The organism is Rhodopirellula sp. JB055 (assembly GCF_043100905.1).
GTDB lineage: Bacteria > Planctomycetota > Planctomycetia > Pirellulales > Pirellulaceae > Rhodopirellula.
The window spans coordinates 1-9,072 of the sequence record NZ_JBICHO010000160.1; the positions used below are offsets into that span (position 1 = coordinate 1).

General features: G+C 58.0%; 7 protein-coding genes. 2 read left to right on the top strand and 5 right to left on the bottom strand.

Going from position 1 to position 9,072, the window contains the following annotated elements; all coding sequences use genetic code 11:
* The 5 genes from ACF8AM_RS06550 to ACF8AM_RS06570 all read right to left on the bottom strand — a co-directional run.
* Positions 1-668 (bottom strand): PP2C family protein-serine/threonine phosphatase (locus ACF8AM_RS06550; protein ID WP_392554853.1); only part of this gene is annotated, 668 nt, incomplete at its 3' end.
* Positions 669-917: 249 nt separating this feature from the next.
* Positions 918-2,141, bottom strand: coding sequence for a M20/M25/M40 family metallo-hydrolase (locus tag ACF8AM_RS06555; RefSeq protein ID WP_392554854.1), 1,224 nt, complete (start codon positions 2,139-2,141; stop codon positions 918-920).
* A 139-nt stretch (positions 2,142-2,280) separates the two neighbouring features.
* Positions 2,281-2,649: a hypothetical protein gene (locus tag ACF8AM_RS06560; RefSeq protein WP_392554855.1), complete on the bottom strand. Its 369-nt coding sequence runs from the start codon at positions 2,647-2,649 to the stop codon at positions 2,281-2,283.
* A gap of 39 nt (positions 2,650-2,688) precedes the next feature.
* The gene (locus ACF8AM_RS06565; protein ID WP_392554856.1) at positions 2,689-3,648 is read right to left on the bottom strand and encodes a rhodanese-related sulfurtransferase; all 960 of its coding nucleotides are present in this window, start codon (positions 3,646-3,648) and stop codon (positions 2,689-2,691) included.
* An 18-nt stretch (positions 3,649-3,666) separates the two neighbouring features.
* Complete coding sequence (locus ACF8AM_RS06570; protein WP_392554859.1) at positions 3,667-5,712, bottom strand: c-type cytochrome domain-containing protein; 2,046 nt, start codon at positions 5,710-5,712, stop codon at positions 3,667-3,669.
* A 266-nt stretch (positions 5,713-5,978) separates the two neighbouring features.
* Between ACF8AM_RS06570 and guaA the strand changes: the two genes are divergently transcribed.
* Both guaA and ettA read left to right on the top strand, forming a co-directional pair.
* Positions 5,979-7,571 carry a glutamine-hydrolyzing GMP synthase gene (gene guaA, locus ACF8AM_RS06575; RefSeq protein ID WP_392554857.1) on the top strand — a complete coding sequence of 531 codons (1,593 nt, stop codon included), beginning with the start codon at positions 5,979-5,981 and terminating at the stop codon, positions 7,569-7,571.
* A 97-nt stretch (positions 7,572-7,668) separates the two neighbouring features.
* On the top strand, positions 7,669-9,072 hold a 1,404-nt coding region (gene ettA / locus ACF8AM_RS06580; protein WP_392554858.1), incomplete at its 3' end, for an energy-dependent translational throttle protein EttA.

The following is a 9,072-nucleotide window of genomic DNA, read 5'->3' on the forward strand; positions in this document are numbered from 1 at the left end:
TGGGCGGCCTTGTCGACGTCCAGAGAATCCAGCAGAACCGCCAATTCATCGTCTTCAATTTGTCCCGTCAGCCCATCGCTGCAGACGAGAAAGCGATCTCCCACTTCCAGATCAAATGGGCCTTCCAAGTCCACCAAAACCTCAGGCGAAGGCCCCAATGATCGGGTGATCACGTTCTTGGGAATGGATTTGCTGAAAACACTGTCGCGGTGAACCTTGCCGCTGGCTTGCATCTCCCAAACCAACGAGTGATCAAACGTCAACTGTTCCAAAACCCCACGCCGCAACCGATAGACACGCGAATCGCCGACATGGGCCACGTAGGCTTCGCCGTTGACCAACACCAGAGAACTGGCGGTTGTCCCCATGTTGAGGAACTCGGGGTTGCTCTGCCCGCGTTCGTAGATTGCGGCATTGGCCAGGTGCACCGCCTCAGAAATCGCGTGCTCAGGATACTCTTCCCGCGATTGGTAGTAGTGCATCGAGATGCGATCGCTAGCGATCTTGGACGCCAACTCGCCCGCGGCGTGAGCCCCCATGCCGTCCGCGACAACGAACAAGTGTCCCCGTTGGTTCAGACGTTCGGCGGACTCGGCGATCAAAACCGCCAATGAATCTTGATTGTTCGCACGTCGCATCCCAACATGGGTCTGCTCAGCGAACTTCACTCCGGGGCGCCATGAACCTGACAAACGATTTGTGACCGAGAACTTGTGACCGAGAACACATCCAACTGACTAACTTGCACGGCCTCACTGAGACTGCTTCGCAAATTGTAAGTCCCCGTGCGACACGAACCTAGTGTATTGAACACTCTTCAGCCACGATTTTAGCGACCTTCGCTACAGAAGCCCTTGAGATTCGCACTCACTCCCCCTGCGAACCTCCATCTGGACTGCTCAAGGGGCGACCCCACTTCAAACAGGAGCGATCAACTCGGTCGCCAACCGACAGGCAGCCAAGAACTCATCGACCTGCAAATACTCATCGACGGTATGAATCGATGCCTGACCGCAACCAAGCGTGACCGCCTCGATCCCGTGCAACATCAACCAGTTTGCATCCAACCCGCCGTTGGCCACCTCGCACTCAGGCGAGCGTCCCAGTTGCGAGATCAACTCCGTCGCCGCCAAAACAGATGGATGGTTTTCCGCCAACCGGAATGCCTCGTAATCCACGCGACTGCTGAATTCCAGGCCACCCACGCGTCCCTGAACATCCGACACGGACTGAACCGCGTGCTCAAACGCCGCTTTCATCTGTGAAACGATTTCGATGCGAAACTCGGAATCGTGACTGCGAGCCTCCGCCCGCAACTGGACCTCAGGAGTGATCACATTGGTGGCGTCGCCACCCTGAAAAACGCCCACATTGGCGGTTCCTCGGCGACCATCCTTCTCGACCAAGCCCAACCAGCCGTTGCGATGCAGGCTGCTAATCGCTTCCGACGCAATCACAATCGCGCTCACCCCTTTCTCTGGGGCCACGCCGGCGTGTGCTGCATGCCCTCGGACGGTCATCTGCACCCGCTCGCCACCGATTGCCCCATGGCGAATTTTGTTGAGTTCCCCCCCATCAAAATTGAACGCCCGATCCACCTGTCCCACCTTGGACACTTCCAAATGGCGAGCCCCTTCCAAACCGACCTCTTCTTGGATCAGAAAGGTGACTACGGCAGGAGCCAACCGCAGATCGGGGTGCTTGGCCTGGCGAGCCAACCGTTCCACGATCGCACTGAGAATCACCGCACAACCGCTCCGATCATCCGCCCCCAGCCCCGTCGGCCCATCCGAGACCACAATCCGGCCCCGCTCTGGATCGTCGCGGACCACAGGGGTGGCCCCCACGCAAATCGGAACCGTGTCCATGTGAGCAGACAACAATGTTCGCGGCAGCGAATCATCGCCAGGCAACGAAACAATGAGATTCCCCGCGTTGCCGTCCAATCGCGTCTTGGTGCCAGCATCGTCGGACTGGATCCAAGCCGGATCAACTCCCGCCTGCACCAACATTTCTTGAATGGCACTGGAAATCGCAGCTTCATCGCCGCTTTTCCCAGGAATTCGCGTTAACTTGAGATAACGATCCAAAGCGGCTGTTTCATCAATGGCCGCCCACTGAGAAGCATCGGTCGAAGTCATATTCATTGCGTGAGCCGGCATTTTCCGCCGACATTTTCCTAGACGTGAGCCGGCGAAGTGCCCGTGTGCCGGCATGGCGTGGTGAGATTCATTCGTTGCCTGATCGCGGGCGAGTCTCGCTGCTTCCCCGAATCGAAGCTCAGCGTGAACGACGGGATCGGCGGTCCGCCTCATCCTCAACGCGAATGGGCTGAGCCGCGGTGCCCGGTTGAGACTGATTCAAACGGCTCATTGCGAACCACCCAGCCACCAGAAGCAATCCACTGGCGGCGAATGAGGCCAGCATCGGAACGACGTGCGCCGGTTCCGTAGCGTAATGAGCCACACCTTCTGTGCTGCCATGTCCGGGGTGAGCCGAGACGGGAACGGCTAAAACCAAGGCGGCAATCGAGCCAATCAGTGAACGCGACAAAATGAACTCACAAGATGCAAGAGAAAAGAAGAAGACCCAATCCGCAAGCGGCAACCGCCAACGAACCGGCCCCGTCCATCGGCCGACCGTCCCCACCAACAACGCTCGGAACGGGAAGCCGGGCCGGCCGCCAGATTATACGCCCTGGTCGAGTTGTTGTTGGCGCATCCGTCGACGTTTTCGCTGGTCTTCGGTCACCTCCGCCGCACACCGAGAACAAGCGACCCCACGCTCATAGTCGGGATGCTGCTTCATCTCGGCGGTCAGCGGCCAACCACAACCGTGGCACAATTCATACGCCCCGGCCCGCAATTGGTGATCGACCGCCACGCGATTGTCGAACACAAAACATTCGCCCTGCCAACGAGATTCTTCTTCGGGCATCTTCTCCAAGTAGTTCAAAATCCCGCCACGCAGGTGGTAAACCTCTTCAAACCCACGTTCTTTCAAATAGGCGGTCGACTTCTCGCACCGGATCCCCCCCGTGCAAAACATCGCCACCTTGGGATGCTTTTCGGGATCCAAGTTCTCTTCCACGAACCTGGGAAACTCTCGGAACGAATCCGTGTGCGGATTGACCGCCCCTTGAAACGTCCCGATTTCGATCTCGTAATCATTTCGCGTGTCGATCAGCGTGACTTCGGGATCATCCACCAAGGCATTCCAATCCTGTGGCTCGACGTAGGTGCCGACCGATCGCAACGGATCGATGCTCTCAACCCCCATCGTCACAATTTCGCGTTTCAACCGGACCTTCGTTTTCCGAAACGGCACCTGCTCACAGTACGACCATTTCACGTCCATCCCGCGAAACGGCGTTGCTTGGTCATCCACCTCCATGGATCGAAGCCAAGCGATGAACGGTTCCATCCATTCCCGCGGGCCGGCAATCGTGCCGTTGATGCCTTCGCCCGCCAGCAACAACGAACCGCGAATTTGATCACTGAACATGCGTTCGCGGATCGGTTCCCGCAGCGATTCGAATTGCGGCAACGGCGTGAAGCAGTACAAAGCCGCGACGGCCACCGGCAAAACAGCCACGCCAGTTTGGTCAGCAGTATCAGAGAGAGCAGCGGAAACGTTTGATTCGGTCATGGCCGAAAACATACCCCTTCATTGAACCCATTGCAGCCAAGCGTCGACGAAAGCAATCGGAGTCGCGTTCATGCCCGTCTGAAACGCTTGCGGAAACGGTTGGCCCGCTTGCAGATTTCGCAACACGGCATCCAACCCTCTTCGATTCTGCCGCGACAACAGAGACTCGGCAATCGCAACTGCCATCCGGTCCGCCCGCTCGGGCGGCAACTTGCCATTCAAAAAGTCTTTCCCTGACTTCAAACTCCCCACCGCGGTGACCAACTCCGCTTGCCGACGCATGTTTTCGTTTCGATCCCGCTTGGTTTCACCGCCGGAAATCGCGGTCCCCAAACCTTCGGCAAACCATCGCGGAACCGCCTCCCCGCGACTGACCACGGCGAGACTGGCGACGGGGGCCATCACCCGCTGGGCAATTTCTTCTTCGGTCGCACGCTCAGATGCTACGACCGCGACGTAGGCACGAATCCCGTCGTACTTCCAGTGAGACTGCCAATCGGAGGGCACGCTTCGCCCCTCGACCATTTTGGCAAACTCGCTGTAGTCATAACGTTTCGCCAGCACATAGATCGACGCTTTGCCGTGGAAAAAGTCCTCGGGCGTCCCATCAGCCCGCGGCAAAAACTTCCGAGCCTGCGTGAGGGCGGCTTCCGCAGACTCTGCCACCGCCTTCAAAGTTGCAGGCGAAACGTCACCCCAAACCGCGAAGTGGTCGGAAACCTGCTGCTGCAAACGGCTCATGTCGGCACCAGCCAATCGAAAATCCGCTTCCGCGATTTCAGCACGTCGCTCGCTGACCTCAGGAGAAGCCGCGGCGTCCAACCAAGCCTGTGCCGTGACGACTTTCATCGGTGTCTGCACCAAAGCCTCGTCCACCTTGGCACCTTCGCTGATCCAAGTCGAAATCAACTCGATATCGCTGTCCGAAAGTGGTGGGCGTCCGCCCGCCGGCATCCGAGCCCCCGCGCTACCGCGAAGTTTCTGAACGAGCAAGCTGGCCTCGCCATCGCCGGGCTGCATCACCGAACCACTGTCGCCACCGCGAAGCATCTGAGCCAGCGTGTCCATCCGCAAACCTCCGCGCGTCTGCATCGCATCCAAGTGACACCCGGTGCAATTCTCGACCAACAGCGGATCCACATCCTTCGAGAACGAAACCGTTTCGTTGCCAGTTGGCTTGCCCACCATCGTCGGCTGATTGGGCTGCGGCGCAGCCGGCGGGGCACTCGTCCCGTCTCCCTTCAAACTGGTCAACATCGCGGTGGGATCTGGGCCATCAAACTTGGCACCCTGAATCACCCACTGCTTCAGCGTGTCCAGTTGTTCCTTGCTAACTTTTCCTCCGCCGCGAGGCATGTCGCCCGTTTCAATTGTTTCGATCAAGCGACTGCCGATGACGTCCCCGGGGAAAACGACGACACCTTCCGAGGGCCCCTCCATTAATTTCGCAAAGGTCTGCAGCGTGAACCCGCCCTTGTTTCCCCGGATGTGGCAACCACCGCACTTGTCGACCAAGATCGGCGCCACATCGGAAACGAAACTGACGCCATCCGTTGCTGGATCACTCGCACCATCCGCCCCGGGCGTTTCAGCCATCGGATCCGCGGTCGCCTCCGGCCGAGCCGGAATCCGAAACGGCGGCAGAGTCACCCCTTCCAGTTCCAGCATCGCGCGAGCGTTGATAATTCGTCGCATCGTCGGCAACAACGCATCATGCAGCGCGGGCGACGCAGCGTTGCCCGCCACATCGATTTGCCCAATCGCTTTACGAAGAGCCTCCCCGGAAGTCTCGTAGTCGCCTTTGGAGTACGCCGCCCCGGCGCGTTTCACCTGCAATTCGACCGACTGGACGATGGTTCGCGATCTCGCATCGAGGGGTTTCGCGTCCGCTCGAGGACTGGCGTCCTGAGCGTTCAGCACTGGCATCCCGCCCGAAAACGTCACGAGCAACGCGCCGGCGACCAACGTCGCTGCAGCGAAAACGCGAAACGCCGGACGCACCATGCTCCCATTCGAAACAATCTGAATCTCTTTCGAAACGACCTGAATCATCGTCACCAACATCATTGTTCGAGGATCTGCCAACCACTCCATCATAGACCACAAACGCAGTTCTTCCCGAAAAAGACTCACTCGACTCATGGCGTCCAGCTCGCCATCGCAACCACTTCGCCGGTGAACAGTTCTCCCCAGCCGGTCCCGCACCGCCCTGCCCTGCCCCAATCTTCGCGTTCGATCACGCCGCCCGGCTCGCTTGGCCCTTCCCCGTTTCCCCCTTGCTCTTTTACACTGCCGCATTGGCCTTTCCCGCAATTTCCGGCAAGAACACGATGACCTCATCTGCGAACACCACCTCGCCCGCCATCGCTGAAACCACTTGGCTCACCGAGCAACGGATCCTGGTGCTCGATTTTGGATCGCAATACGCACAACTGATCGCCCGCCGCGTTCGCGAACAAAACGTGTATTGCCAAATCGTCCGCCATGACATCTCCGCCGAACGCATCGCGGAACTGGCACCCAAGGGCATTATCCTCTCGGGCGGCCCCAACAGCGTTTACGAAGAAGGCGCCCCGAAGTGCGATGAAGGATTGTTCAACCTCGACATTCCCGTCCTCGGCATTTGCTATGGAATGCAGCTCGCCTGCCAAGCCCTCGGCGGTAAAGTCGACAACACACCCAGCCGTGAGTACGGCCGAGCGATGTGCGACTTCGTCGATCGCGATTCGATCTTCCGCGGCATGCAAGAATCCGAACAAGTCTGGATGAGCCACGGTGACCAGGTCTCACAAATCGCCGATCAATTCACCGCGATGGCCAAGACATCGACTTGCCCCTACGCCGCGATTCGCCACAACGAGCGTCCCGTGTTTGGAATGCAGTTCCACCCCGAAGTCACGCACACGCCCCACGGCGGCCAAATCCTTCGCAACTTTGTCATCGACGTCTGTGGTTGCGACGGCAGTTGGAAACTGGGCGACTTCGCCAACGCTGCAATCGAATCCATCCGAAAACAAGTTGGTGACAAACGCGTCATCTGCGGCCTGTCAGGCGGAGTTGACTCCTCGGTCGTTGCCGCGTTGCTCTACAAAGCCATCGGGCCACAACTCTCTTGCATCTTGGTCGACAACGGATTGCTTCGTAAGAACGAACAACAGATCGTCTTGGAAGAGTTCAGCAACCACTTCAAGACCGACCTGCACGTCGTCGAAGCCGAAGACCGATTCCTGGCCGACTTGGCGGGCATCGATGAACCACAAGAGAAACGTCGCCGCATCGGCCACGCCTTCATCGAATGCTTCAAAGCCGAAGCCGCCAAGATCGAAGACGCACACTTCCTAGCTCAAGGAACGCTGTACCCCGACGTGATCGAAAGCGGTGCGGACAAAGACGGCCCCGCCGCCACGATCAAGCTGCACCACAATGTCGGCGGACTTCCTGAGGAATTGGGGTTTGAATTGATCGAACCTCTGCGAGACTTATTCAAAGACGAAGTGCGTCGCCTCGGTTTGGAACTGGGCCTGCCCGAACAACTCGTTTGGCGTCACCCATTCCCCGGCCCCGGATTGGCCGTGCGTTGCCTGGGTGAAATCACCCGAGACAAATTGGCGGTGCTTCGTGAAGCCGATGCGATCGTGGTCGAAGAAATCGAAAACGCGGGACTGTACCGAGACACCAGCCAAGCGTTCGCCGTTCTGCTGCCGGTGCAAAGCGTCGGTGTGATGGGCGACGCCCGCACTTACGACAACGCCGTCGCGGTTCGCTGCGTCAACACAGACGACTTCATGACCGCGGACTGGAGTCACCTTCCCTACGAACTGCTGGCTCGCATCAGCACCCGAATCATCAACGAAGTCAAAGGCGTCAACCGAGTCTGCTACGACATCAGCAGCAAACCGCCAGCGACGATCGAATGGGAGTGATGCCCGCCACGGCATCCACTCGCACTTCATTCATTTTGCAATTCAAACAACTGCAACCGTATTCTCCGCCTCCACCTTCAGCCCTCCAAGCGAAAACATGGCCGGTCAATTCATTTACCAAATCATCGACCTGACCAAAAAACACGGTCAACGCAAGGTCCTCGAGAACGTCAACCTCGCCTTCTACCCCGGCGCCAAAATCGGTGTACTCGGCCCCAACGGTGCCGGTAAGTCCACCCTGCTGAAGATCATGGCGGGCATGGACACCGAATTCGAAGGCTCCGCGCGTTTGGGCAAAGGCTTCACAGTCGGTTACCTCGAACAAGAGCCACCGCTCGATCCGACCAAGACCGTTTTTGAAAACGTACAAGAAGCCGTCGCGGAACGCCAAGCCATCGTCGACCGCTACAACGAGATCAGCGGTTTGCTCGGCGAAGTCACCGACGACGACGAGATGCAAAAGCTCTGCGACGAGATGGCGACGTTGCAGGACATCATCGACGCCAACAACCTGTGGGAACTCGATCGCTTCGTCGAAATGTCGATGGCGGTCATGAACTTGCCACCCAAAGACGCTGAGATCACCAACCTGTCAGGTGGTGAAAAACGACGCGTCGCGCTCTGTCAGTTGCTCATTCGCCAACCCGACTTGCTGCTGCTCGACGAACCGACGAACCTCCTGGATGCGGAATCCGTTTCTTGGTTGGAACAACACCTGGCCAACTACCAAGGCACCGTCGTGGCCGTCACCCACGATCGCTACTTCCTAGACAACGTCGCGCAGTGGATCCTCGAAGTCGATCGCGGCCGCGGCATCCCATTCGAAGGCAACTACAGCGCCTGGTTGGAAAACCGTGCCAAACGAATGGCTTTGGAAGAACGTCAACAAAAAGCTCGCGAAAAGAACTTGGCTCGCGAATTGGAATGGATCCGGATGAGCCCCAAGGCTCGCCAAGCCAAATCGAAGGCCCGGATCAAATCCTACGAACAAATGTCCGCTGAACAGTTCGAGGATCGTCCCGACGACTTGGAAATCCAAATTCCCTCGGGCAAACACCTTGGGTCTTTGGTCATCGAAGCTCACCACGTCAACAAAGCATTTGGCGAAAAGACCTTGATGACCGACATGAACTTCCGACTGCCACCTGGCGGGATCGTCGGCATCATCGGCCCCAACGGTGCGGGCAAGACGACTCTGTTCAAAATGCTGACGGGACAAGAACCAGTCGACAGCGGCGAAATCAAAATCGGTGAAACCGTCGATCTCGGCTACGTCGATCAATCTCGCGACAAACTGGATCCCAACAAAACGATCTATCAAGAGATCAGTGGCGGTCACGATTCGTTCGAGATGGGCGGCCGCGTCATGCACGCTCGCACCTACGTTTCGCGATTCAACTTCAAGGGCCCCGACCAAGAAAAGAAAGTCGGTGTGCTCTCCGGTGGTGAACGCAATCGAGTTCACTTGGCGTCGCTGCTTCGTAAAGGCTGCAATGTCTTG

Excerpts from the sequence above, each read along its gene's own strand:
- guaA (WP_392554857.1), top strand. The coding sequence starts at position 5,979 with ATGACCTCATCTGCGAACACCACCTCGCCCGCCATCGCTGAAACCACT.
- ACF8AM_RS06565 (WP_392554856.1), bottom strand. The coding sequence starts at position 3,648 with ATGACCGAATCAAACGTTTCCGCTGCTCTCTCTGATACTGCTGACCAA.
- ACF8AM_RS06570 (WP_392554859.1), bottom strand. The coding sequence starts at position 5,712 with ATGTTGGTGACGATGATTCAGGTCGTTTCGAAAGAGATTCAGATTGTT.
- ACF8AM_RS06555 (WP_392554854.1), bottom strand. The coding sequence starts at position 2,141 with ATGACTTCGACCGATGCTTCTCAGTGGGCGGCCATTGATGAAACAGCC.